This window comes from Streptomyces sp. NPDC001781 (assembly GCF_053596035.1).
This window is the reverse complement of the sequence record NZ_JBSFFI010000005.1, coordinates 141,835-165,445: the sequence shown is the minus strand read 5'-3', so window position 1 is coordinate 165,445 and position 23,611 is coordinate 141,835. Positions and strand designations below refer to the sequence as shown.

Below are 23,611 nucleotides of genomic sequence, written 5' to 3'. Positions count from 1 at the left end.
CGAGCCGTGCGGACGGCTCCTGGGCGCCCCTCGCGGGTGCTTCGCTCAGCTCTCCGCGGCGACCGGCTCACGGGTGGCCGCGGCGGTGGGGCGGACCGGGGCCGCGTTCTCCTTGGGCATGCCGAGGCCCATGGAGCGCATGATCCAGCCCACGACGCCACCGAGGGCCACGACGACCATGCCGGCCCAGAAGCCGACGGGCTGGGCCATCACGATGAACGCGCCCGAGACGCAGAAACCGATGAAGGCGATGATGACACCGGTCCAGGCGGCCGGGGTGTGACCGTGGCTGCTGCCCGCCATGACTTGCTCCTCGTTGCTGTGTACGTGTCGAGTACATGCCGTACAGGTCGTACGGTCCGAGCCCGCCCGTCACTGTCCGAGCCGGGTCGCTCGGGGTCCATTCTCCCGTACGCCCCTGCACGATCGACGCGGGGGTGGGAGTCTGTTTGCCCACACTCGGGGGGCGGTTCAGGCTCCGGTCGGGTCCTCGCCGCGGTCCAGGGCCTTCCAGATCTCCTCGGGGCGCTCCGGGTCGACCGGGCGGGCGCTGCGCCGGGGGCGGCCCGTGCCGCGTTCGTAACGGCCCGACATGGCGGGCCAGCGGTTGCCGTAAAGCAGCGCGAGGAGCCCGGCGAGCAGGATCAGCCCGCCTCCGGCGACGGCCGCGTAGGGCCAGGCGGTGTGGCTGAGGGCCTGCACGGTGGCCGAGGTGTCCCCGGTGGTGGAGGCCGCCTTCTCGTCCAGCGCGGAGCCGTCGGCCACCCCGGCGAGCGCGGCCGCGGCGATGCCCGCACCGGAGAGCGCGAGCAGCGCGGCGACGGCGAACCGGCCCGCCCGCCGCACCGCGAACACGGCGACCAGCGCGGCCAGGCCCACGACGGCGAGCGCGGCCGGGACACCGGTGACGTCGCTGCCCGTGGCGGTCAGCGGGAACCTTCCGCCGGCGACGGTCGCGGTCCCCTCGGCCCAGCGCTGCCGGGTCGCCAGCAGCGCCAGGGCCGCGCCGAGCGCGCCGGACAGCAGGGCGAGGGCGAGGCTGCGCCGGGCGGAGCGGGCGGGCGCGGCGGCTTCGGAACGGGGGTGCGGTACGGCAGTCACGTACTCCACTATCGCCTGAACCCCGGACGAAGCGTCATCCGGGGTTCTCGCGATCGGGTCACATCGTGCCCAGCCGGTTGGCTGTGTGCACGGCACGCAGCACGGCCGCCGCCTTGTTGCGGCACTCCTGGTCCTCCGCGACCGGGTCGGAGTCCGCGACGATCCCCGCTCCGGCCTGGACGTACGCCGTGCCGTCGCGCAGCAGGGCGGTGCGGATGGCGATGGCGGTGTCGGAGTCGCCCGCGAAGTCGAGGTAGCCCACGCAGCCGCCGTACAGGCCGCGGCGGGAGGGCTCGAGTTCGTCGATGATCTGCATCGCGCGGGGCTTGGGGGCGCCGGAGAGGGTGCCGGCGGGGAAGCAGGCGGTGAGCACGTCGAAGGCCGTCCGGCCGCCGGCTACCTCGCCGGTGACGGTGGAGACGATGTGCATCACGTGCGAGTAGCGCTCGATGGACATGAAGTCGACGACCTCCACCGAGCCGGGTTCGCAGACCCGGCCGAGGTCGTTGCGGCCGAGGTCGACCAGCATCAGGTGCTCGGCGCGCTCCTTGGGGTCGGCCAGCAGCTCGTCGGCGAGCGCCTGGTCCTCCTGCGGGGTGGCACCCCGGTGCCGGGTGCCCGCGATGGGGTGCACCATGGCGCGGCCGTCCTCGACCTTGACCAGTGCCTCGGGCGAGGAGCCGACCACGTCGAACCCCTCGAACCGGAACAGGTACATGTACGGGGACGGGTTGGTGGCCCGCAGCACCCGGTACACGTCCAGGGCGCTCGCGGTGCACGGCGTCTCGAAGCGCTGGGAGGGGACGACCTGGAACGCCTCGCCGGCGCGGATGCGCTCCTTGACGTCCTCCACGGCCGCCCGGAAGTCGGGGCCGCCCCACAGCGCGGTGTACTCGGGCAGCTCGGAGGGCGGCAGCACGGCCGGGGGCTGGGCGACCGGGCGGGCCAGGTCGGCCTCCATGGCGTCGAGCCGGGCGACCGCGTCGGCGTACGCCTCGTCCACTCCGGTGTCGAGGTCGTTGTGGTTGATCGCGTTGGCGATCAGCAGGACCGAGCCCTCCCAGTGGTCCATCACCGCGAGGTCGCTGCTGAGGAGCATGGTCAGCTCGGGCAGGTTCAGGTCGTCGCGCTCGCCGGGGCCGACCTTCTCCAGGCGGCGGACGATGTCGTAGCCGAGGTAGCCGACCATGCCGCCGGTGAAGGGCGGCAGGCCCTGGAGGTGGGGGGTGTGCAGGGCCTGGAGGGTGGCGCGCAGCGCGGCGAGCGGGTCGCCGTCGGTGGGGACGCCGACCGGCGGGGTGCCGAGCCAGTGGGCCTCGCCGTCGCGCGTGGTCAGCGTGCCGGCCGAGCGGACGCCGACGAAGGAATACCGGGACCAGGAGCGGCCGTTCTCGGCGGACTCCAGGAGGAAGGTGCCGGGGCGTTCGGCGGCGAGCTTGCGGTAGAGGGCGACGGGGGTGTCGCCGTCGGCCAGGAGCTTGCGGGTGACCGGGACGACCCGCCGGTCGGCGGCGAGCTTGCGGAAGGTGTCCAGGTCCATGGCGGTGGGGGTGCTCACTGCTCCTCCCCCTTCAGCAGCACGTCCGCGTCGAAGCAGGTGCGGTCGCCGGTGTGGCAGGCGGCGCCGGTCTGGTCGACCTTGACCAGCACGGTGTCGGCGTCGCAGTCCAGCGCGACCGACTTCACGAGCTGGACGTGGCCGGAGGTGTCGCCCTTGACCCAGTACTCCTGGCGGCTGCGGGACCAGTACGTGCAGCGGCCGGTGGTGAGCGTGCGGTGCAGCGCCTCGTCGTCCATCCAGCCGAGCATCAGCACCTCGCCGGTGTCGTACTGCTGGGCCACGGCGGGGACGAGGCCGTCCGGGTCGCGCTTGAGGCGGGCGGCGATCTCGGGATCGAGGCCGCTGGGACGGGGGCTGCCGGTCGTACGGGTCATGGGTGCCATTGTGCCGTGCGGCGCCCCAGGTCACGTTCCGTGTCCGCTGCGTGGTCCTCGGCGGTGGCCGTACGCTGAAGTCATGTCGACCTTCGCCAAGCGTGAACGGCTCCTGCTCGCAGACCTCTTGGAAACCGCCGGCCCGGACGCACCGACCCTGTGCGAGGGCTGGGCGACCCGTGACCTGGCCGCGCACGTGGTGGTGCGCGAACGCCGCCCCGACGCGGCGGCCGGGATGCTCGCCAAGCCGCTGGCCGCCCGGCTGGACCGGGTGATGGACGAGTACGCGGCCAAGCCCTACGACGAGCTGATCCGGCTGATCCGCACCGGCCCCCCGAAGTTCTCCCCGTTCCGGCTGAAGCAGGTGGACGAGGCCGCCAACACCGTCGAGTTCTACGTCCACACCGAGGACGTGCGCCGCGCCCAGCCGGAGTGGAACCCGCGCGAGCTGGACCCGGTGTTCCAGGACGTGCTCTGGTCACGGCTGGAGCGCACCGCCCGGATGACCGGCCGGCACGCCCCGACCGGCCTGGTGCTGCGCCGCCCGGACGGCCGTACGGTGGTGGCGCACCGGGGCACGCCGGTGGTGACGGCGACCGGCGAGCCCGCGGAGCTGCTGATGTTCGCCTACGGCCGGCAGGATTCGGCCAAGGTCGCGCTGGAGGGCGACGCGGACGCGATCACCGCCCTGCACGACTCCCGTCAGCTCGGCCTCTGACCCGTCGGGAGCCGTCATGATCAAGGTCGCCATGACCGGGGTGTACGTGGACGACGTGGCGCGGGCGCACGCCTTCTACACGAAGGTGCTGGGGTTCGAGACCCGGCTCCGCATGGACCTCGGCGACGGCGTGCTGTTCGTGACGGTGGGCGCGCCCCAGGGAGCCCAGCCGGACCTCCAGTTGCTGCTGGAGCCCGGCGGGGGCCCCATCGCGGAGCCGTACCGCACCGCCCTGTACGAGGCGGGCCTGCCGACCATCGTCTTCGAGGTGGACGACATGCGCGTGGAGTACGAGCGGCTGCGCGCCGCCGGTGTCCGCTTCACCCATCCCCCGCAGGAGCAGGGTCCGGTACTGGCGGCCGTGCTCGACGACACCGTGGGCAACCTGGTCCAGCTCACCCAGCGACTGCGCTGACCGCTCGGCCGGGCAGTTCGGCCCGCCTGAGGTGCGGAAAACACAGCACGACGACCCCGCCGAGCCCGCACACCGCCGCGCTGGTCACGAACACCGGCCCCAGCCCCCAGACGCCGATCGCAGTGGCCGCGAACGGCATGCTCAGCGGGGCGAGCCCCAGGCTGACCAGACTGGCGACGGCGGTGATCCGGCCCAGGTAGGCGGGGTCGGCCTGGGTCTGGAGCAGCGCACCGCACATCGCGCCGCTGAGTCCGGCGAGCAGCCCGACCAGCAGGGCCACGCCGACCGCGGCGGGGAGCGCCCTCACGTATGCGAGGGCGGCGATGGCGACGGAGCCTGCGAGGATCGAGCAGGCCGCGGTCAGTCCGGCGCGCGGGAGCCGGCCGCGCACCGCGAGCAGCAGCGAGACGGCGCCCGCGCCGACGCCGAACCCGGCGAGCACCCAGCCCATGCCGGCGGCGCCCCAGCCGCGCCGGTCGGCGAGCAGGGTGAGGCCGACGTTGAGCGGGCCGACGAAGCCGAAGTCGCCGAGCGCGATGGCGAGCATCAGCGGGCCGAGGACGCGATGGCGGCGGATGTGGCGAAGGCCGTCCACCAGATCGGCCCACGCGGTGCCCGCCTCGCGGGCGGTCTCCTCCGGGGGGAGCGGCCTGACCCGGACGGTGATCAGCAGGGGCAGCGAGAACGCGATCAGGAGTCCGGCGAGGCCGAACGCGGTGGGCGCGCCGCCCGTGGCGACGCCCAGCCCGCCGAGCGGGGCGCCGACGACGCCGGCGATCCGGATGGCGAGCCCGCGCAGGCCCTGGACACGGGCGAGCTGGCCGGGCGTGGTGATCCGGGCCGGCAGCGCGCCGACGGCCGGCATGAAGACGGCGTCGACGGCGCCGAAGACCAGCGCCAGCGCGGCCAGCGGCCACAGGCCGGGGGTGGTGACGGACAGCAGCGCGGCGACCGCGAGCACGGCCGCGCACCGCACGGCGTCGCTGCCGACGACCACCCGGCGCGGCCCGAACCGGTCCGCGATCACCCCGCCGCCCAGCAGCAGCAACGCCCTGGGCACCGCACTGGCCGCCATCACGAGCCCGGCCTGCGAGGGACTGCCGGCCCGCACGGCGGCCCAGGACAGGGCGATGTAGTACACGTTGTCCCCGAGCATGGACGCGGTGTACGCGCCCAGCCAGCGCAGGACGTTGGGGTCACGATGCGCCGCCCGGCCGTCCGTGGGGACGGCCGGGCGTGTCCCGGTGCCGGTGCGGGGGCTCCGTTCAGACACGGACCGGGTGGCCCGCCTCGCGCAGGGTTTGCTTGACCTGGCCGATGCGGAGGTCGCCGAAGTGGAAGACGGAGGCGGCCAGCACCGCGTCCGCGCCCGCGTCGACGGCCGGCGGGAAGTGCGAGAGCGCGCCCGCGCCGCCCGAGGCGATCACCGGGACCGACACGTGCTTGCGGACCGCCGCCAGCATGTCGAGGTCGTAGCCGTCCTTGGTGCCGTCGGCGTCCATGGAGTTGAGCAGGATCTCGCCCGCGCCCAGCTCGGCGGCCCGGTGCGCCCACTCGACCGCGTCGATGCCGGTGCCCGTGCGGCCGCCGTGGGTGGTGACCTCGAAGGAGCCGGACGGGGTGCGCCGGGCGTCCACCGAGAGGACCAGCACCTGACGGCCGAACCGCTCGGCGATCTCGCGGATGAGGTCGGGCCGGGCGATGGCGGCCGTGTTGACGCCCACCTTGTCGGCGCCGGCCCGCAGCAGCTTGTCCACGTCCTCGGCGGTGCGGACGCCGCCGCCGACGGTGAGCGGGATGAAGACCTGCTCGGCGGTGCGGCGCACCACGTCGTAGGTGGTCTCCCGGTCGCCGGAGGAGGCGGTGATGTCCAGGAAGGTCAGCTCGTCGGCGCCCTCGGCGTCGTAGACCTTGGCCATCTCCACCGGGTCGCCCGCGTCGCGCAGGTTCTGGAAGTTGACGCCCTTGACGACCCTGCCGTTGTCCACGTCCAGGCAGGGGATCACGCGTACGGCCAGGGTCATGCGGACACTCCTCGGAACGCCTCCATCTCGATCTCGACGACCAGGCTGGGGTCGACGAGACCGGAGACGATGATCATGGATGCGGCGGGCCGGACGGTGCCGAACATCTCCTTGTGCGCGCGTCCGACCTCCTCCACGTCCCGGGCATGGGTGAGGTACATACGGGTGCGCACCACGTCGTCCCGGCCGAGGCCCACCTGCGCCAGCGCGCCGAGCGCGACGCCGAAGGAGTTGACGGCCTGCTCGTACGGGCCGCCTCCGGCGATCTGCCCGTCCACGACGGAGGTGCAGCCGGAGACCAGCACCAGGCCGTTGGGCAGTTCGACGGCGCGGGAGTAACCGAACTGGTCCTCCCAGGGCGCACCGGTGCTCACCCGGCGTACGTCGCTCACCGGGACACCGCCGCCAGGGCCTCTTCCAGGGTGAACGCCTTGGCGTACAGCGCCTTGCCGACGATGGAACCCTCGACGCCGAGCGGCACCAGGCCGGCGATGGCGCGCAGGTCGTCCAGCGAGGAGACGCCGCCGGAGGCGACGACCGGGCGGTCGGTGGCCGCGCAGACGTTCCTCAGCAGTTCCAGGTTGGGGCCCTGGAGGGTGCCGTCCTTGGCGATGTCGGTGACGACGTAGCGGGCGCAGCCCTCCTTGTCGAGGCGCGCGAGCGTCTCGTAGAGGTCGCCGCCGTCGCGGGTCCAGCCGCGGCCGCGCAGGGTGGTGCCGCGTACGTCGAGGCCGACGGCGATCTTGTCGCCGTGCCCGGCGATGACCTTCGCGACCCACTCGGGGGTCTCCAGGGCCGCGGTGCCGAGGTTGACGCGGGTGCAGCCGGTGGCGAGGGCGGCGGCGAGGGTGTCGTCGTCGCGGATGCCGCCGGACAGCTCCACCTTGATGTCCATGGCCCTGGCGACCTCGGCGATCAGGGCCCGGTTGTCCCCGGTGCCGAACGCGGCGTCCAGGTCGACCAGGTGCAGCCACTCGGCGCCCGCGCGCTGCCAGGCGAGGGCCGCCTCCAGCGGGGAGCCGTAGGAGGTCTCGGTGCCGGACTCGCCGTGCACGAGGCGGACGGCCTGGCCGTCGCGGACGTCGACGGCGGGGAGCAGTTCGAGCTTGGCCATGATCTCAGAGGGTTCCGATCCAGTTGGTGAGGAGCTGGGCACCGGCGTCGCCGGACTTCTCGGGGTGGAACTGGGTGGCGGACAGCGCGCCGTTCTCCACCGCGGCCACGAACGGCCCGCCGTACGTCGACCACGTCACCGCGGGCGGGGTCATGGCGGCGTTGAGCTGCTCGAAGTCCCAGTCCTGCACGGCGTAGGAGTGCACGAAGTAGAAGCGGTCGGCGGGGTCGAGCCCCGCGAAGAGGCGGGAGCCGGCCGGGGCGTCGACGGTGTTCCAGCCCATGTGGGGCACCACGTCGGCCTTGAGGGGGCCGACCGTGCCCGGCCACTCGTCCAGGCCGTCGGTCTCCACGCCGTGCTCGATGCCGCGCGCGAACAGGATCTGCATGCCGACGCAGATGCCGAGCACCGGGCGGCCGCCTGCCAGGCGCCGGTCGACGACCCAGTCGCCGCGGGCCTCGCGCAGGCCGGTCATGCAGGCGGCGAACGCGCCGACGCCGGGCACCAGCAGGCCGTCGGCGTTCATCGCCCTGTCGAAGTCGCGGGTGATCTCCACCTCGGCGCCCACGCGGGCGAGCGCGCGCTCGGCGGAGCGGACGTTGCCGAAGCCGTAGTCGAAGACCACGACCTTCTTCACGTCGCTCAACTCCACACCTCCAGCCGCATGACGCCGGCGACCAGGCACATGGCCGCACCGATGGAGACCAGCACGATCAGGCTGGTGGGCATCTTCTGCTTGACGAAGGAGATGATGCCGCCGACCAGGAAGAGGCCGACGACGATCAGGATGGTGGACAGTCCGGTCATGGGGTTACAGCGCGCCCTTCGTGGAGGGGAGGATGCCGGCCGCGCGCGGATCGCGCTCACTGGCGTAGCGCAGCGCGCGGGCGAGGGCCTTGAACTGGCACTCCACGATGTGGTGCGCGTTGCGTCCGTAGGGCACGTGCACGTGCAGCGCGATCTGGGCCTGGGCGACGAAGGACTCCAGGATGTGCCGGGTCATCGTGGTGTCGTACTCGCCGATCATCGGCGCCATCTTCTCGGGCTCGGTGTGCACGAGGTAGGGGCGGCCGGAGAGGTCGACGGTGACCTGGGCGAGGGACTCGTCCAGCGGGACCGTGCAGTTGCCGAAGCGGTAGATGCCCACCTTGTCGCCGAGCGCCTGCTTGAAGGCGGCGCCGAGCGCGAGGGCGGTGTCCTCGATGGTGTGGTGGGAGTCGATGTGCAGGTCGCCGTCGGTCTTCACGGTGAGGTCGAACAGACCGTGCCGGCCGAGCTGGTCGAGCATGTGGTCGTAGAAGCCGACGCCGGTGGCGATGTCGGTCTTGCCGGTGCCGTCGAGGTCGATCTCGACCAGCACCGAGGTCTCCTTGGTGGTGCGCTGTACGCGTCCGGTGCGGCTCATGCGTCAAGCTCCTTCTTCAAGTCCCGTACCGCGTCGAGGAACGCGTCGTTCTCTTCGGGGGTTCCGGCGGTCACCCGCAGCCATCCGGGCACGCCGTTGTCCCGGACCAGCACCCCGTGGCCCAGGATGCGCCGCCACGCGTCGTGGGCGTCCTCGAAGCGGCCGAACTGCACGAAGTTGGCGTCGGACTCGGTCACCTCGTAGCCGATGGCCCGCAGTTCGGCGACGAGCCGGTCCCGCTCGGCCTTGAGCTGCTCGACGTAGCCGAGCAGCGTGCCGGTGTGCTCCAGCGCGGCCAGCGCGGTCGCCTGGGTGACGGCGCTCAGGTGGTAGGGCAGCCGGACCAGCTGGACGGCGTCCACCACGGCGGGGTCGGCGGCCAGGTAGCCGAGGCGCAGTCCGGCGGCGCCGAACGCCTTGGACATGGTCCGCGAGATCACCAGGTGCGGGCGGCCCTCGAGGAGCGGCAGCAGCGAGTCGCCGTGGCTGAACTCGATGTACGCCTCGTCCACGACCACCATGGACGGCTTCGCCGCCTGCGCGGCGTCGTGCAGCGCGAGGACGGTCCCGGGCGGGACGGCGTTGCCGGTGGGGTTGTTGGGGGTGGTGACGAAGACGACGTCGGGCCGGTGCTCGGCGATGGCGCGCTCGGCCGCGGGCAGGTCGATGGTGAAGTCCGCGCCGCGCGGCCCGGAGATCCAGCCGGTCCCGGTGCCGCGCGCGATGAGCGCGTGCATCGAGTACGACGGCTCGAAACCGAGCGCGGTGCGGCCGGGCCCGCCGAAGGTCTGCAGGAGCTGCTGGATGACCTCGTTGGAGCCGTTGGCCGCCCAGACGTTCTCGGCGCCGAGGCGGTGGTGGCCGGTCGTGGTGAGGTACCCGGCCAGTTCGGTGCGGAGCTGGACGGCGTCCCGGTCGGGGTAGCGGTTCAGGTTCCGGGCGGCCTCGCGCACCCGCTCCGCGATCCGCTCCACCAGCGGCTCGGGCAGCGGATAGGGGTTCTCGTTGGTGTTCAGCCGGACGGGGACGTCGAGCTGGGGCGCGCCGTAGGGGGACTTGCCGCGCAGCTCGTCACGGATGGGGAGTTCGTCCCAGGGGGACTGCGTACTGTTGCCGGTCACTTGCTACCCGGTACCTTCCAGCCGAAGCGGGCCTTGACCGCCGCGCCGTGTGCGGGCAGGTCCTCCGCCTCGGCGAGGGTCACCACGTGGTGGGCGACCTCGGCGAGGGCGTCCTCGGTGTAGTCCACGATGTGGATGCCGCGCAGGAAGGACTGCACGGACAGACCGGAGGAGTGGCAGGCGCAGCCGCCGGTGGGCAGCACGTGGTTGGACCCGGCCGCGTAGTCCCCGAGGGAGACCGGCGCCCAGGGGCCGATGAAGACGGCGCCCGCGTTGCGCACCCGGTCGGCGACGGCGGCCGCGTCGCGGGTCTGGATCTCCAGGTGCTCGGCGCCGTAGGCGTCGACCACGCGCAGGCCCTCCTCGACGCCGTCGACCAGGACGATCGCGGACTGCCGCCCGTTGAGCGAGGGCACGATGCGGTCGTCGACGTGCTTGGTGGCGGCGACCTGCTTCTTCAGCTCCTCGTCCACCGCGTCGGCCAGGGCGGCCGAGTCGGTGACGAGGACGGCGGCGGCCAGCGGGTCGTGTTCGGCCTGGCTGATCAGGTCGGAGGCGACGTGCACCGGGTCGGCGGTGTCGTCGGCGAGGACGGCGATCTCGGTCGGGCCCGCCTCCGCGTCGATGCCGATCCTGCCGGTGAAGAAGCGCTTGGCGGCGGCGACCCAGATGTTGCCGGGGCCGGTGACCATGTTGGCGGGCGGGCAGGACTCGGTGCCGTAGGCGAACATCGCCACGGCGGTGGCACCGCCGGCCGCGTACACCTCGTCCACGCCGAGCAGGGCGCAGGCGGCGAGGATGGTCGGGTGCGGCAGCCCGCCGAACTCTGCCTGCGGCGGGGAGGCGAGTGCGACGGAGCCGACGCCGGCCTCCTGCGCGGGCACCACGTTCATGATCACGGAGGAGGGGTAGACCGAGAGGCCGCCGGGCGCGTACAGCCCGACCCGGTCGACGGGGACCCACTTCTCGGTGACGGTGCCGCCGGGGACGACCTGGGTGGTGTGGGGGCTACGGCGCTGGGCGCGGTGGACCAGGCGGGCCCGGCGGATGGACTCCTCCAGGGCGGCGCGTACGGCCGGGTCGAGGGCCGCGAGCGCGTCGGTGAGCGCCTGGGCCGGGACACGGACGGATTCCAGCCGCACCCCGTCGAACTTCTCCGCGAAGTCGATCAGTGCAGCGTCGCCTCGATGATGCACGGCCTCGCAGATCGGCCGCACCTTCTCCAGGGCGGCCGAGACGTCGAAGTCGGCTCGGGGCAGCAGGTCGCGCAGGGCGGGGCCCTCGGGGAGGGCGTCGCCGCGCAGATCGATTCGGGAGATCACAGTCCCAATTCTCTCAGACCGGCGCCGTAGCCCGTCCGCGCGTATCAATGGCTGATACAGATCGTGGGACAACCGGTGGCACAGAGCGTGGCCGGAACCCGTGATTTCACTCTCACTATGTGTGTCGAACCCGTCACTCACCGGGCATGAGCCGGGAAACGACGTGTGGGACGGACGTGGGCGGCGAGCCGGGCGGTGACGCCCGTGGCCGGCTCGCGGGAGAGGAGCCGCGGTGACCGAGGCACTGGCGGCGGGTCCGGGCGCCCAGGAGCTGCCGGACGATCTGACTCCGGCCGAGGCGGGCATGTGGCAGGCGTTCCGCAACGGCAGCGTGTACGACCTGAGCAGTGGAGATCCGGCCGTGGACGATCCGCACGGCGGCATCCCCTGGGGCCCGGAGCGCAGCGTGCGGGCCCGGGTGGTGTGCTGGCTGCTGCTGGACGGCCCGCCCGCGCTCGCGGGCCGGGTCTCCTCGCTGAAGCTGACCGGGGTGCGGGTCACCGGCACGGTGGACCTGGCGGGCGGCACCGTCACGCCGTACGTGGAGCTGCGGTGCTGCCGGTTCGACGACGAGGTGCGGGTGCCGGAGGCGCACTTCACCACCGTGCGCCTGGTGGACTGCGCGGTGCCCCGGCTCGAGGCGGCGCGGGTGCGCACCGAGGGCGATCTGCATCTGGCGCGCTGCCGCTTCCGTACCGGCATCCGGCTGACCGACGCCCGGATAGGCACCGACCTGATGCTGAACGAGGCCGTGGCGCACCGGGACCGGGGCGGGCGGTCGATCGCGGCGGACGGCATGACGGTCGGCCAGGACCTCCAGGCGGAGATGCTGGAGTCCTACGGCGAGCTGCGGCTGCGTGGCGCCCAGGTCGGGGTGTCACTGAGCCTGCGCGGAGCCCGGCTCTCCAACCCGTACGCCCGGCTGGCGCTCAACGCCCCGCAGCTCACGGTGGAGCGGACCCTGTATCTGACGCCGGCCGCGGTGGGCAGCCCGTTGCTGAGCGGGACCACACCGGCGCGCGGGACGCGGGTGCAGCGGTTCGAGTGCCGGGGCGGGACGCGGCTGGACGACGGGCGCTTCGGGGACGCGGTGGACCTGGAGGGGTCGCGGTTCGTGCTCACCGACGACCAGGAACTGTCGCTGCGCCGGGTGCAGACGCCCGAGCTGCGCTTCCTCGGGGACCGGCCGCCGTCGGGCCGGGTGGTGCTGTCGGGCGCCCGGATCGTCAACCTGGTGGACGACGCGGGCAGCTGGCCGGAGCCGGGGAACCTCCAGATGAGCGGCTTCACGTACGAGAACCTCGTCCCGCGCGGCCCCTTTCCGCTGGCCCACCGGCTGGCCTGGGTGGCGGCGGCGACCGCCGAGTACCACCCGGAGCCGTACGAGCGGCTGGCCGCCGTGCTGCGCGCGGCCGGGGAGGACGAGGACGCCCGTGACGTGCTGCTGGCCAAGCACCGCAGACGCCGCGAGACCCTGCCGCTGGCGGCGAAGCTGTGGGGGTACGCCCAGGACTGGACGGTCGCCTACGGGTACCGGCCGGGACGGGCGGCGCTGTGGCTCGCGGTGCTGTGGGCGGCGGGCACGCTGGCGTTCGCGCACGCCGATCCGCCCCCGGCGCATTCGGAGGACCATCCGGCGTGGAGCCCGGCGCTGCTCACGCTGGACCTGCTGCTGCCGGTGATCGACCTGGGCCAGCTCGACCAGTGGCGGCTGCGCGGGGCGTGGCCGTGGCTGGCGGCGGTGCTGATCATGCTGGGCTGGGTGCTGGCGACGGCGGTGGCTGCGGGGGCGACACGGCTGCTGCGGCGGAGCTGATGCGAGGGGGCCGCGCGGGACTCGTGGGGCCTCTTCTGGCGGCAGGGGCCTGACAAGAGGGGAAAAGCCGCCTTTTTACCCTTCCTTGACCGGCGCCGGCACAACCTTCCACGACTTGCCCCAACCCTCTGGCGCGGGCCCGACCTGCGGACTTTCAATGGTCGGCACCATGGTTCTGCTGCCGGCGTTCCTCCGCCCCACCCGGAAGACACGACGCGCCTCGCGCCCGGACTCCCCCGCACCGGCCGACGACGTCATCCTCGACGCGCCCGACGACCACCTCTCCCCCGCCCTGGTCGCGGCCGGGCAGGGCGGGTTCGCGGTCGCCGCCGCCCTGCTCGCGGCCACCCGCGCGGCGGGCCAGTGGGAGGAGCGCGACGCCTACGCCACCCGGCTCGCCGCCTTCGCCCGCTCCCGCCCGGAGTGGTTCGAGGCGTGGCGCGCCGCCGACCCCGGGGACCCCGGCGTGCTGCTCGTCGGCGCCCAGTTGGCCGTGGACCGCGCCTGGCCGTCGCCGGGCCGGGCCGAGCTGCTGCGCGAGGCCAGCCCGCTGATCACGGCCGCCGCCCGCGCCGACGACCGCGACCCGGTGCCCTGGCGGATCGCGCTGGACCACGCGCGCGGCTCCCGCGCGGGCCACCGCTACTTCGGGGAGCTGTGGGAGGCGGCCGTACGGCGTGCCCCGCACCACTACGGCTGTCACGTGGCCGCGCTGCGCTATCTGGCCACCTTCTGGCACGGCTCGCACCGCGAGTGCTTCGACTTCGCCGAGCCCGCCGCCCAGGACGCCCCGCCCGGCTCGCTGGTGCAGGCGCTCCCGCTGCGGGCCGCCTTCGGCTACCTCACCGACGCCTGCGGCCCCGAGGTGCCCCGGGAGAGGCTGCTCGCGGCGGCCGACCGCGCGGCGGCCCTCTCGGCCCGCTTCCCGGCGGCCGACCCCCGCCCGGCCGAGGTCCGCAACATGCTGCTGTACGTCCTGCTGCGCCTGGAGCGCCGGGAGGAGGCCCGCACCCAGCTCGCGCTGATCGGCCCGTACGCCACCTCGTTCCCCTGGAACCGGGTGTCGGAGGACCCGCTCGGCCACTTCCTGCGGCTGCGCGACGCCCTGCTGACCGGCGCCCCGCCCGCGGCCCTGGCCGCCCTGCTCCCGACCCCGCCGCGCGACCGCGTCTGAGGCCGGCCAGGGCCGGCCGGGCCCCTGGGGCAGGGATCGGCGGGACAACCGCTGGCGCCGCGGGCGCTCCCCCGGGCGGGACCATTAGGCTGGGGCGTCGTGACCACCGCCCGCCTGCCCCTCTTCCCGCTGAACACGGCGCTGTTCCCGGGACTCGTGCTGCCGCTGTCCGTCTTCGAGGAGCGGTATCGCGCCATCATGCGCGAGCTGCTGAAGACCCCGGAGGACGAACCGCGCCGGTTCGTCGTCGTGGCGATCCGTGACGGCCACCAGGTGGCGCCGAGCGGTACGGGCCTGCCGGACCCCGACGCCGGTACCGAGGAGGCCCCGGCGGGGGGCTTCGGTCCGGACCCGCTCAAGGCGCTGCACCGGGTGGCCTGTGTGGCGGACGCCGCGACCATCCGGGAGCGCCCGGACGGCACCTTCGAGGTGCTGTGCACCGGCACCACCCGCGTCAAGCTGCTCTCGGTGGACGACTCCGGGTCGTTCCTCACCGCCGAGGTGGAGGAGCTGCCGGAGGAGCCGGGCGACGAGGCGGGCGCGCTCGCCGAGGGGGTGCTGCGCTCCTTCCAGCAGTACCAGAAGCGGCTGGCGGGCGCCCACGAGCGCTCCATCTCCGCCGACTCCGACCTGCCGGACGACCCCGGTGTGATCTCCTACCTGGTGGCGGCCGCGATGGTGCTGGACACCCCGACCAAGCAGCGGCTCCTCCAGGCCCCGGACACCGCGTCCCGGCTGCGGGACGAGCTGAAACTGCTTCGCTCGGAGACGGCGATCATCCGTAGTCTGCCGTCACTGCCCGCGTTCGAGCTGACGCGGGCGCGCACCAGTCTGAACTGAAGGAACAGAGGGCCGGCACCCGCGATGGCGAAGAAGTCGAAGAAGCAGCAGGCGGGCGGCACGCCCGCCACGGTGGCCCTCACCGCGGCGGGCGTGCACCACACGGTCCACTCCTACGAGCACGACCCGGCGCACCCCTCCTACGGCGAGGAGGCCGCCGAGGCGATGGGTGTCTCCCCCGACCGGGTCTTCAAGACGCTGGTGGCCGACGTGGACGGCACCCTGACGGTCGCCGTGGTCCCGGTCTCCGGCACGCTGGACCTCAAGGCGCTGGCGGCGGCCGTAGGCGGCAAGCGGGCGGCGATGGCCGATCCCGCGCTGGCCGAGCGCACCACCGGCTACGTGCGCGGCGGCATCTCCCCGCTGGGCCAGCGCAAGAAGCTGCCCACCGTGCTGGACGAGTCGGCCGTGGCGCACCCGACGGTCTGTGTCTCGGCGGGCCGGCGCGGCCTGGAGGTCGAACTCGCCCCGGCCGACCTGGCCACCCTGACGAAGGCCGTCCTGGCCCCCGTCGGCCGCGGCTGACGCCCCTACGCGGGGGGCGTCCCGTACGGGCCCTGCGGCGCTGGGCCGAAGGGGCCCTGCTCGTACGGGTCGGGGTCGCGGGGGCCGAAGAGGGCTGTCAGGCCCAGGTGGACCAGGAGCGCGGCCAGCGGCCAGGCCAGCAGGGCTCCCTTGGCGCCGAGCCGGAGCGGGGCCGGGAAGGTGACGCCGGCGCCGGCCGCCTTGGCGTGCGCGATGACGTCGGAGGTCGGGCCCAGCCAGACGCCGAGCCGCCAGGCCAGCAGGGAGGCGAGCAGGGCGCCGACGCCGAGGCCCACCACCAGCGGCGCACCTCCGCGCCGCCGCAGCAGGAACACCAGGACCGCGCTGATCAGGCCGAACGCCAGGCCCAGCAGGGCGAAGGTGCCGTCCACCCCGGCCGCCTGCTCGCCCTCGGTGTCCTTGAGGTAGACCACCCAGCTCCGGTCGGTCTCCTCGCCCACCAGCGGCACGTGCGGGGCCAGCCACCACCACAGCAGCCCCAGCAGCACCCCGGAGAGCGCCACCGCCACGGCCACGACGACGGCTTCGCGTACTTCGGTCTTCATACCGGGGCCGTCCTGTCCGTACGGGTCCGCGACCGGTGTCCCGCCCGAGGGGCCCCCTCCGTGCTGATGCGCGAAGTCGTCGTCGTGCGGCGGCGGGGGCGGTGTCAGCGGTGCGGTCACCCTGACATCGTGCCAGGTCGCGTCGGGCGCCGCGTCACCGGACGGCCGCCCTGCGGTAGGCGCGGGTCGCCACGGCCAGCGAGATCACCCCGACGCCCGCGCACACGCCCAGGTCAGCGAGGACCACCGCCCAGTCGGGGTGGGGGCCGAAGGTGCGGGCGTACGCCTCCACCCCGTACGTCGAGGGCAGCAGATCGCGGGCGAGGCGCACGACGCCGGGCATCCGGTCGGCGGGCAGCACGCCGAGCAGCAGCGCCGCCGACATGCCGAGCTGGCCGAGCAGCGTGGCGAGTTCGGGGCGCGGGGCGAGCAGCCCGCACGCGGCGCCGAGCCCGGACAGCGCGGCCCCGGCCAGCGGGATCACCGCCAGCAGCACCCACAGGTTGGACAGCGGCAGCCCGAACAGCGCGCAGCCCACGACCGCGGTGACGAGCGTTCCCGGCACGGTGAAGGAGGCGTACGCGGCCGCCGCGCCCAGCACCACGGCGGCGGGCGGTACCGGCAGCGTGGCGTAGTGGTCGAGCCCGCCGCTGGCGCGCAGCTGGCCGAAGTACTGCGAGAGCAGGTTCAGCGCCACGTAGGCGACGACCAGGACCGAGGACCCGGCGACCACGGACTGCGCCTCGGGTCCGCTGTCCACGACGCCCCGCATCATCACGGCGATGCCCACCGACTGGAAGGTCGCCACGAACAGCAGCGGGATGCGGGCCACCCGGGCACGCGACAACTGGGCCCGGTAGACGGCGGCCAGCGCCGGCCACAGCCGCACGGGCGGCCCCAGTTCGGCCACGCGTCGCGCCTGCCCCGGCACACTCCTCGCGCCGCCCGGCAGGACCTCGGCGGGTACGGCACTCACGACGCGCTGCTCCTCTTCCCGGCGGCGGCCGGACGGACGTCCCCCAGGGACCATACGGATGCGACGGGGATCGCGCTCACGCCTTCACCAGCCCCTGCCGGGCCTCCCCGCCCAGGGCGAGGTAGACGTCCTCCAGGCTGGGTGTGGCGAGGGTGAAGTCGTCCAGCGCGGCGAAGGCGGCCCCGCCGGTGACGGTGGCGACGGCGGCCCGGGCCTCCTCGGGGGCGAGCCGGAGCGTCCAGCGGCGCCCGGCCTCCACGGCCCGCTCGCGCAGCGCGGCGACCTCGGGCACGTCCAGCGGCGCCCGCTCCCGCCAGACCAGCTCGACCCGGACCTCGCCGGAGACCCGTTCCTTGAGTCCGGCCGGGGTGTCGCAGGCGATCACCCGGCCCTCGTCGAGCACGGCGACCCGGTCGAGCACGGTCTCGGCCTCGATGACGTTGTGGGTGACCAGCAGCACGGTCGCGCCCTGCTCGGCGCGGCGCCGGTCGACGGCGGCCCAGACCGCGCGCCGGGCCACCGGGTCCATGCCGGTGGTCGGCTCGTCCAGCACCAGCAGCGGGCGGGCACCGACGAGCGCGGCGGCCAGGCAGGCGAGCCGCCGCTGGCCGCCGGACAGCTTCTTCAGCGGGCGCCCGGCGAGCGGGGCGAGGCCCAGCTCGTCCAGCACGGCGTCCCGTTCGGCGCGGGCGGCACGGGCCTCCAGGCCGCGCAGCCGGCCGGTGGTCTCGGCGGCGAGGGCGACGGTCAGCTCGTCCAGCGCGGAGGACTCCTGTCCGAGGTAGGCGAGGAGGCGGGCGGCCCGCTCGGGGTGGCGCACGATGTCGTGGCCGAGGATCTCGACGCTGCCGGAGTCGGGGCGAAGCAGCCCGGTGAGCTGGCGGACCAGGGTGGACTTGCCGGCGCCGTTCGGGCCGAGCAGACCGAAGATCTCGCCGTGCCGCACGTCCAGGGTCACCTGGTCGGTGGCCCGTACCTCGGGGGCGCCGGGCGCTTCGCGCCGGCCCCTGACGGGCGGGTAGGTCTTGCTGAGCGCGCGCACGCGTACGACGTCGTCGTACCCGATTGGCTCTCCCGCGCGCGTCATCACGAGGGACGAGACTACGCGGTGCGGGCCCTTTACTCGCCTTTGGGGCACCTCATCGCGGCATCCGCGGGCCGGGGCGCGCTCACTCCCCGGCGGTGGCGTTCTCCGCCGGGACCGGGACGTCGAACTCACGCCAGAACCCCGCCCGGATGGCGTAGCGGTCGTGTTCGTCGATCTGGTCGTCCTTGTGGGCGAGCAGCCCGAAGCGGGCCGCGTAGCGCAGCAGCTCGCCGTCGATGCGGTGCGGGATGCGGGGGTACATCGCGGACAGCCGCTGGAGGTGGCCCTGGTCGCCGAGCCGGGCGATCCAGCGGCGGGCGAAGACCTGGCCGACCTCGTTGGGGTCGCCGCCGACCGTGGTGATGTCCTCCTCGCGGTCCGCCCAGCGCTGCTCGGCTGTGGTGAGCTGGGCCAGGGTCGGCATGGCGGCGACCTCCGGCGGCTCGGCGGGGGTGCCCGGCCGGTCCACCCAGCCCTTGTCCGAGGACCAGCGCAGGGTGGCGTTCGCGGGATGCGGGGCCGGCGGGGCGCCGGGGGTGCGCAGCGCCGCCAGGTCCTTGGGGGTGGGGACGCCCTTGTGGACGGCGACCCGGTCCTGGGTGCCGTTCTCCGGGGCGGCGGCCGGGCGGCGGGCGTCCTCCCCGGCGGTGCGCTCGCGGCCGGGGAGCGCGGACTCGGGCAGCGGCGCGGACAGGATCGCGGCGATCTCGGGGCGGGGCGCCGGGGACGGGGCGCAGACACCGGTCAGTTCCTTGGCGCGGACCGCCTTGATGATCCAGGCCCGGTCCAGCACACGCCGTTCGTCGGCCTCGGCGACCAGGTCCTCGGACTGGTTGTAGTCGCCGTCGGCGGCCTGGACGGCCCACAGGTGGACGGCTACGCCGTGCTCCTTGGCCGCCATCATGCCGGGCAGCAGATCGCCGTCGCCGGTGACGAGGACGATGTCCGAGCAGGCGCGGTTGCGGGCCAGCTCGGTGAGCTCGGCGTGCATGGCCGCGTCGACGCCCTTCTGCGCCCAGCGGCCGTCGCTTCTGGTCAGGGCCCCGAGCCGGACCGTCACGCGGGGCATCACCCGGAGCCTGCGGTGCTCCGGCTGGGGGACCCGGTCGGGGGCGCCGTCGAACCAGTAGATGCGCAGCAGCGGGCGGCCGGTCTCCGACTCGGCGCGTTCACGCAGCGCCTGGATGAGGGCGGTGTGGTCGACGATGATCCGGGACCGCGAGGGCTCACCGGCGAGGAGGCTCGCGGCGGCTCCCAGCAGATACCCGGCGTCCACCAGGACGATGCAGCGGTCCACGCGACTCACCCTCTTTCCGGGAGGTATTGCTTCGGCGTTCCTTCGAGTCTGCCCGACCGCGCGGGGGTTCACGGCCGGAACTCGATCTTCGGCGTGGCGTTTCGGGAGCCGGTGTCCCCACCACCCCTGTCACACACGGTAATTATCCGACATGCGCTTGATGTCAGCGTATGTGAATCTAATTTCGGCCCTGGCCCCTAGACCCCCTTCAGGAGGCAGATCCCCATGGCCAAGAACAAGAACCGCAAGCAGACCGGCCCGAAGAACCGCGCTTCCCAGGCCGAGCAGTCCCCGCGCTCGGAGCAGGCCCCCCAGGCACAGGAGGCCACCGCCCAGATCGCGGGCGGCCAGCAGGACCACACCCGCAGGCAGAACAAGCGCTTCGGTCACAACTGAATGTCTCAGCAGGGCATTTGAGCCCGCAGCGGGCATACGAAAAGGGGCGCACCTCCGCGGGGTGCGCCCCTTTTGCCTTCGCCCGCCTCCCGGCTCAGCCGGTCAGGCAGGACGGGCCGAGCAGGACCTTCAGGTCGCCGTAGAGGGCGGGGTCGGGCTTGACCCGGTGCCGGTCCAGACGGAGCACGGTGGTCTTGGTCGGGCCCTGGAGCTTGATGCGGACCTCGCTGTCGCCCTTGTGGTGGGTGAGGATCTCACCGAGGCGGCTGATCATCGGCGGCGTGACCCGGACCGCCGGGATGGTGAGCACCACGGGGGCGTTGGTGCCCGCGTTGGACAGGTCGGGGACCTGGAGCTCCATGGCGACCAGCCGGGGCACGTCCTCCCGCTTGTCGAGCCGGCCCTTGACGAACACCACGGCGTCCTCGACGAGTTGGGTCGAGACGAGCTGGTAGGTCGCCGGGAAGAACATGCACTCGATGGAGCCCGCGAGGTCCTCCACGGTGGCGATGGCCCAGGCGTTGCCCTGCTTGGTCATCTTGCGCTGGAGGCCGGAGATGATGCCGCCGATGGTCACGACGGCGCCGTCGGAGTGCTCGCCGCCGGTCAACTGCGAGATGCCCGCGTCGGCCTTGTCGGAGAGCACGTGCTCCAGGCCGAAGAGCGGGTGGTCGGAGACGTAGAGACCGAGCATCTCCCGCTCCTGGGCGAGGAGATAGGTCTTCTCCCACTCCTCGTCGGTGAACTGGACGTCGAGTCCGAAGCCGGGCTCGTCGCCGGCGTCGTCGCCCATGCCGCCGAAGAGGTCGAACTGGCCCTCGGCCTCCTTGCGCTTGACCGCGACCACGTTGTCGATCATCGGCTCGTACTGCGCGGTGAGGCCCTTGCGGGTGTGGTTCATCGAGTCGAAGGCGCCGGCCTTGATCAGCGACTCGGTGGTCCGCTTGTTGCAGGCGACCGCCTCGACCTTGTCGAGGTAGTCCGGGAAGGAGAGGTACTTCCCCTTGGTCTTGCGGCCCCGGATGATCGCCTCGACCACGTTGGTGCCCACGTTGCGCACCGCCGAGAGGCCGAAGAGGATCACGTCGTCGCCCTGGGCGGCGAAGTTGGACTCCGACTCGTTGACGTTCGGCGGGAGCACCTTGATGCCCATGCGGCGGCACTCGTTGAGGTAGACCGCCGACTTGTCCTTGTCGTCCTTGACCGACGTGAGCAGTCCGGCCATGTACTCGGCCGGGTAGTTGGCCTTGAGGTAGGCGGTCCAGTAGGACACCAGGCCGTAGGCGGCTGAGTGCGCCTTGTTGAACGCGTATCCGGCGAAGGGGACCAGCACGTCCCACAGCGCCTGGATGGCCTCGTCGCTGAAGCCCTTGTCGCGGGCGCCCTTCTGGAAGAGGACGAAGTTCTTCGCCAGTTCCTCGGGCTTCTTCTTGCCCATCACGCGGCGGAGGATGTCGGCCTCGCCGAGCGAGTAGCCCGCGATGATCTGGGCGGCCTTCTGCACCTGCTCCTGGTACACGATCAGGCCGTAGGTGACGTCCAGGACCTCCCGCAGCGGCTCCTCGAGCTCCGGGTGGATCGGCGTGATCTCCTGCTGCCCGTTCTTGCGCAGGGCGTAGTTGGTGTGGGAGTTCATGCCCATCGGGCCCGGCCGGTACAGGGCGGAGACGGCGGAGATGTCCTCGAAGTTGTCCGGCTTCATCAGGCGCAGCAGCGAGCGCATGGGGCCGCCGTCGAACTGGAAGACGCCGAGGGTGTCGCCGCGCTGGAGCAGCTCGAAGGTCTTGGGGTCGTCGAGCGGGAGGCTCAGGAGATCGATGTCGATCCCCTTGTTGGCCTTCACCATCTTGACGGCGTCGTCCATGATCGTGAGGTTGCGCAGGCCCAGGAAGTCCATCTTGAGCAGGCCGAGCGACTCACAGCTCGGGTAGTCCCACTGGGTGATGGTCACGCCGTCGGTGTGCCTCACCCAGACCGGGACGTGCTCGGTGATGGTCTCGCTGGACATGATCACGCCGGCGGCGTGCACACCCATCTGCCGGACCAGGCCCTCCACACCGCGCGCGGTGTCGATGACCTTCTTCACGTCCGGTTCGTTCTCGTACATCGACCGGACCTCGCCCGCCTCCGAGTAACGGGGGTGCTCGGGGTTGGTGATGCCGTCGATGTTGATGCCCTTGCCGAGCACGTCGGCGGGCATGGCCTTGGTGATCCGGTCGCCCATCGCGTACGGGTAGCCCAGCACGCGCGCGGAGTCCTTGATCGCGTTCTTGGCCTTGATGGTGCCGTAGGTGCCGATCATGGCGACCTTGTCCGCGCCGTACTTCTCGGTCACGTACCGGATCACCTCGACGCGCCTGCGCTCGTCGAAGTCGATGTCGACATCGGGCATCGAGATGCGCTCGGGATTGAGGAACCGCTCGAAGATCAGGCCGTGCGGGATCGGGTCGAGGTCGGTGATGCCCATGGCGTAGGCGACGATGGAGCCGGCCGCGGAGCCTCGGCCGGGGCCGACCGCGATGCCGTTGTTCTTGGCCCACATGATGAAGTCGGCGACCACGAGGAAGTAGCCGGGGAAGCCCATCGAGATGATGACGTCCATCTCGTACTCGGCCTGCTTCTGCCGGTCCTCGGGCACGCCGCCGGGGAAGCGGCGCTCCATGCCGCGGCGCACCTCCTCCTTGAACCAGGTGACCTCGGTGTAGCCCTCGGGGATGTCGAACTTGGGCATGAGGTTCCTGGCCTCGAACATGCCCGTGGTGTCGACCATCTCGGCCACCAGGAGGGTGTTGGCGCAGCCCTCCTGCCAGGCGTCGGAGGAGTCGATGGCGTACATCTCGTCCGTGGACTTCAGGTAGTAGCCGGTGCCGTCGAACTTGAAGCGGCCGGGCTCGGAGAGGTTCTTGCCGGTCTGGATGCACAGCAGGGCGTCGTGGGCCGCCGCCTCGTGCGCGTAGGTGTAGTGCGAGTCGTTGGTGACCAGCGGCGGGATGCCGAGCTTCCTGCCGATCTCCAGCAGGCCGTCGCGGACCCGGTGCTCGATGTCGATGCCGTGGTCCATCAGCTCCAGGAAGTACCGGTCCTTGCCGAAGATGTCCTGGTAGTCGGAGGCGGCCCTGAGGGCCTCGTCGAACTGGCCGAGCCGGAGCCGGGTCTGCACCTCGCCGGAGGGGCAGCCGGTGGAGGCCACGATCCCCTCGGACCACTTGGAGATGGTCTCCTTGTCCATCCGCGGCCACTTCTGCAGCCAGCCCTCGGCGTACGCGTCCGAGGACAGCCGGAAGATGTTGTGCAGGCCGGTACGGTTCACCGCCCACATCGTCTTGTGGGTGTAACCGCCGGAGCCGGAGACGTCGTCCCGCTTCTGGTGCGGCTGGCCCCACTGGATCTTGCGCTTGTTGCGCCGGGACTCGGGGGCGACGTACGCCTCGATCCCGATGATCGGGGTGATCCCGGCCTTCTTCGCGGAATGGAAGAAGTCGTACGCCCCGTGCAGGTTGCCGTGGTCGGACATGGCGATGTGCGTCATGCCCATCTCGTTGCAGGCGTTGAACATGTCCTTGAGCCGCGCGGCACCGTCCAGCAGCGAGTACTGGGTGTGGACGTGCAGGTGCGTGAAGGGCGGCTTCGACACGGTTTCGGCCTCCGGATGAACAAGAAGGGGACAGCGAGGAAGTCTATGCCCCGGCACCGACACCGCCGGGGCCGGTCGGCGTACCTTCAGGTGGGAACCGGGCACTCCGGCGTGGCGTCGCCCGTTGTGGACGGGGGGCACGGCT

The 23,611-nt window shown here is 72.7% G+C and carries 25 protein-coding genes; 7 read left to right on the top strand and 18 right to left on the bottom strand.

Annotated features, from left to right (window positions below; translation table 11 throughout):
- Positions 1-45: 45 nt before the first annotated feature.
- From ACWCV3_RS06745 to hisI, 4 genes are all read right to left on the bottom strand, one after another.
- Positions 46-303, bottom strand: coding sequence for an HGxxPAAW family protein (locus ACWCV3_RS06745; RefSeq protein ID WP_086696430.1), 258 nt, complete (start codon positions 301-303; stop codon positions 46-48).
- A gap of 168 nt (positions 304-471) precedes the next feature.
- Complete coding sequence (locus ACWCV3_RS06740; protein ID WP_451219399.1) at positions 472-1,110, bottom strand: TIGR02234 family membrane protein; 639 nt, start codon at positions 1,108-1,110, stop codon at positions 472-474.
- A 49-nt stretch (positions 1,111-1,159) separates the two neighbouring features.
- The gene (locus ACWCV3_RS06735) at positions 1,160-2,641 is read right to left on the bottom strand and encodes an anthranilate synthase component I (RefSeq protein WP_451219674.1); all 1,482 of its coding nucleotides are present in this window, start codon (positions 2,639-2,641) and stop codon (positions 1,160-1,162) included.
- 14 nt (positions 2,642-2,655) lie between these two features.
- Entirely contained in the window at positions 2,656-3,036 is a 381-nt protein-coding gene (hisI, locus tag ACWCV3_RS06730) for a phosphoribosyl-AMP cyclohydrolase (RefSeq protein WP_451219396.1), read from the bottom strand.
- A gap of 82 nt (positions 3,037-3,118) precedes the next feature.
- Here hisI and ACWCV3_RS06725 point away from each other — a divergent pair, with 82 nt between their 5' ends.
- Both ACWCV3_RS06725 and ACWCV3_RS06720 read left to right on the top strand, forming a co-directional pair.
- Positions 3,119-3,754, top strand: coding sequence for a TIGR03085 family metal-binding protein (locus ACWCV3_RS06725; protein ID WP_451219393.1), 636 nt, complete (start codon positions 3,119-3,121; stop codon positions 3,752-3,754).
- A gap of 16 nt (positions 3,755-3,770) precedes the next feature.
- Positions 3,771-4,169 carry a VOC family protein gene (locus tag ACWCV3_RS06720; RefSeq protein WP_451219390.1) on the top strand — a complete coding sequence of 133 codons (399 nt, stop codon included), beginning with the start codon at positions 3,771-3,773 and terminating at the stop codon, positions 4,167-4,169.
- Here the strand turns inward: ACWCV3_RS06720 and ACWCV3_RS06715 are convergent.
- The 9 genes from ACWCV3_RS06715 to hisD are packed head-to-tail and all read right to left on the bottom strand — an operon-like array spanning position 4,150 to position 11,155.
- Positions 4,150-5,442 carry an MFS transporter gene (locus ACWCV3_RS06715; RefSeq protein WP_451219387.1) on the bottom strand — a complete coding sequence of 431 codons (1,293 nt, stop codon included), beginning with the start codon at positions 5,440-5,442 and terminating at the stop codon, positions 4,150-4,152. The two genes, ACWCV3_RS06720 and ACWCV3_RS06715, sit on opposite strands and share 20 nt — an antisense overlap.
- Entirely contained in the window at positions 5,435-6,193 is a 759-nt protein-coding gene (hisF, locus tag ACWCV3_RS06710; protein ID WP_451219384.1) for an imidazole glycerol phosphate synthase subunit HisF, read from the bottom strand. Before hisF ends, ACWCV3_RS06715 begins: the two co-directional genes overlap by 8 nt.
- On the bottom strand, positions 6,190-6,585 hold the full coding sequence (locus ACWCV3_RS06705; RefSeq protein WP_451219381.1) for a RidA family protein: 396 nt from the start codon (positions 6,583-6,585) through the stop codon (positions 6,190-6,192). Before ACWCV3_RS06705 ends, hisF begins: the two co-directional genes overlap by 4 nt.
- A complete protein-coding gene (priA, locus tag ACWCV3_RS06700) occupies positions 6,582-7,307 on the bottom strand; it encodes a bifunctional 1-(5-phosphoribosyl)-5-((5-phosphoribosylamino)methylideneamino)imidazole-4-carboxamide isomerase/phosphoribosylanthranilate isomerase PriA (protein WP_451219378.1) in 726 nt (241 codons plus the stop codon). The genes ACWCV3_RS06705 and priA overlap by 4 nt, the downstream gene beginning before the upstream one ends.
- 4 nt (positions 7,308-7,311) lie before the next feature.
- Positions 7,312-7,959 (bottom strand): imidazole glycerol phosphate synthase subunit HisH, encoded by a 648-nt coding sequence (gene hisH / locus ACWCV3_RS06695; protein WP_451219375.1) that lies wholly within the window; start codon positions 7,957-7,959, stop codon positions 7,312-7,314.
- A complete protein-coding gene (locus tag ACWCV3_RS06690; protein ID WP_401444687.1) occupies positions 7,950-8,114 on the bottom strand; it encodes a hypothetical protein in 165 nt (54 codons plus the stop codon). Before ACWCV3_RS06690 ends, hisH begins: the two co-directional genes overlap by 10 nt.
- Positions 8,115-8,118: 4 nt before the next feature.
- Complete coding sequence (gene hisB / locus ACWCV3_RS06685) at positions 8,119-8,712, bottom strand: imidazoleglycerol-phosphate dehydratase HisB (RefSeq protein ID WP_085208601.1); 594 nt, start codon at positions 8,710-8,712, stop codon at positions 8,119-8,121.
- Complete coding sequence (locus ACWCV3_RS06680; RefSeq protein WP_451219371.1) at positions 8,709-9,833, bottom strand: histidinol-phosphate transaminase; 1,125 nt, start codon at positions 9,831-9,833, stop codon at positions 8,709-8,711. Before ACWCV3_RS06680 ends, hisB begins: the two co-directional genes overlap by 4 nt.
- The gene (gene hisD, locus ACWCV3_RS06675) at positions 9,830-11,155 is read right to left on the bottom strand and encodes a histidinol dehydrogenase (protein ID WP_451219368.1); all 1,326 of its coding nucleotides are present in this window, start codon (positions 11,153-11,155) and stop codon (positions 9,830-9,832) included. Before hisD ends, ACWCV3_RS06680 begins: the two co-directional genes overlap by 4 nt.
- A 232-nt stretch (positions 11,156-11,387) precedes the next feature.
- On the opposite strand from hisD, the gene ACWCV3_RS06670 reads away from it, so the two are divergent.
- The 4 genes from ACWCV3_RS06670 (at position 11,388) to ybaK (ending at position 15,510) form a co-directional block, all read left to right on the top strand.
- Positions 11,388-12,971, top strand: coding sequence for an oxidoreductase (locus tag ACWCV3_RS06670; RefSeq protein ID WP_451219365.1), 1,584 nt, complete (start codon positions 11,388-11,390; stop codon positions 12,969-12,971).
- Positions 12,972-13,128: 157 nt separating this feature from the next.
- Positions 13,129-14,145, top strand: a complete 1,017-nt coding sequence (locus ACWCV3_RS06665) for a hypothetical protein (protein WP_451219362.1) — start codon at positions 13,129-13,131, stop codon at positions 14,143-14,145.
- Between the two features lie 99 nt (positions 14,146-14,244).
- A complete protein-coding gene (locus ACWCV3_RS06660) occupies positions 14,245-14,985 on the top strand; it encodes an LON peptidase substrate-binding domain-containing protein (RefSeq protein ID WP_451219359.1) in 741 nt (246 codons plus the stop codon).
- 24 nt (positions 14,986-15,009) lie between these two features.
- Complete coding sequence (ybaK, locus tag ACWCV3_RS06655; RefSeq protein ID WP_451219356.1) at positions 15,010-15,510, top strand: Cys-tRNA(Pro) deacylase; 501 nt, start codon at positions 15,010-15,012, stop codon at positions 15,508-15,510.
- 5 nt (positions 15,511-15,515) lie between these two features.
- Here the strand turns inward: ybaK and ACWCV3_RS06650 are convergent, their stop codons facing one another.
- The 4 genes from ACWCV3_RS06650 to ACWCV3_RS06635 form a co-directional block, all read right to left on the bottom strand.
- Complete coding sequence (locus ACWCV3_RS06650; RefSeq protein ID WP_451219353.1) at positions 15,516-16,196, bottom strand: AAA family ATPase; 681 nt, start codon at positions 16,194-16,196, stop codon at positions 15,516-15,518.
- 34 nt (positions 16,197-16,230) lie between these two features.
- The gene (locus ACWCV3_RS06645; protein ID WP_451219350.1) at positions 16,231-17,052 is read right to left on the bottom strand and encodes an ABC transporter permease; all 822 of its coding nucleotides are present in this window, start codon (positions 17,050-17,052) and stop codon (positions 16,231-16,233) included.
- A gap of 76 nt (positions 17,053-17,128) precedes the next feature.
- The gene (locus tag ACWCV3_RS06640; protein WP_451219671.1) at positions 17,129-18,139 is read right to left on the bottom strand and encodes an ABC transporter ATP-binding protein; all 1,011 of its coding nucleotides are present in this window, start codon (positions 18,137-18,139) and stop codon (positions 17,129-17,131) included.
- Positions 18,140-18,221: 82 nt separating this feature from the next.
- Complete coding sequence (locus ACWCV3_RS06635; RefSeq protein WP_451219347.1) at positions 18,222-19,436, bottom strand: NYN domain-containing protein; 1,215 nt, start codon at positions 19,434-19,436, stop codon at positions 18,222-18,224.
- A gap of 225 nt (positions 19,437-19,661) precedes the next feature.
- On the opposite strand from ACWCV3_RS06635, the gene ACWCV3_RS06630 reads away from it, so the two are divergent.
- Entirely contained in the window at positions 19,662-19,832 is a 171-nt protein-coding gene (locus ACWCV3_RS06630; protein WP_451219344.1) for a hypothetical protein, read from the top strand.
- 94 nt (positions 19,833-19,926) lie between these two features.
- Here ACWCV3_RS06630 and dnaE read toward each other — a convergent pair whose 3' ends face one another.
- Positions 19,927-23,466, bottom strand: coding sequence for a DNA polymerase III subunit alpha (dnaE, locus tag ACWCV3_RS06625; protein ID WP_451219341.1), 3,540 nt, complete (start codon positions 23,464-23,466; stop codon positions 19,927-19,929).
- Positions 23,467-23,611: the final 145 nt, after the last annotated feature.